We start from the raw sequence: 418 nt of genomic DNA, 5'->3' as shown, positions 1-418 counted from the left end.
CCGTCAGACTGTCTAATAACTTCTCATAGTTTTTAATAAAAACCAGTAGGTGATTTTTTTAGTTTTTTGTATCTTAATGGTATGAAATATATCTCTGGAAAAGACCGAAAACAAACTTGCCTCTTTCCTATTTCTTTGGAAGATTCTATAGAACAGGACAACAGCGTAAGAGCCATTGACCAATTTGTAAATCAGCTGGATTTAGCAGATCTTGGATTTCGCCAAGACCATACAGAAAACGGCCCACCAGCTTATCATCCTTCAGTTCTATTAAAACTATTCATCTATGGCTATTTAAACCGTGTGCGTTCTTCCCGTGTGCTTGAAAAAGAATGTCGCAGAAATATTGAAGTCATGTGGTTGTTAGAGTCACTTACTCCCGACCACAACACTATCAGTAATTTTAGAAGGGATAATC

Annotated in this window: 1 protein-coding gene; it reads left to right on the top strand. The window is 36.8% G+C overall.

Translation table 11 applies throughout. The features are described 5' to 3' along the window. Positions 1–81: 81 nt before the first annotated feature. Positions 82–418: transposase (locus D778_RS14015; RefSeq protein ID WP_040492765.1), on the top strand; the 337-nt coding region annotated here is incomplete at its 3' end.

It is taken from the genome of Xanthomarina gelatinilytica (assembly GCF_000348685.1).
GTDB lineage: Bacteria > Bacteroidota > Bacteroidia > Flavobacteriales > Flavobacteriaceae > Xanthomarina > Xanthomarina gelatinilytica.
The sequence above is the reverse complement of the archived record's forward strand: the minus strand, read 5'-3'. Positions and strand labels throughout refer to the sequence as shown.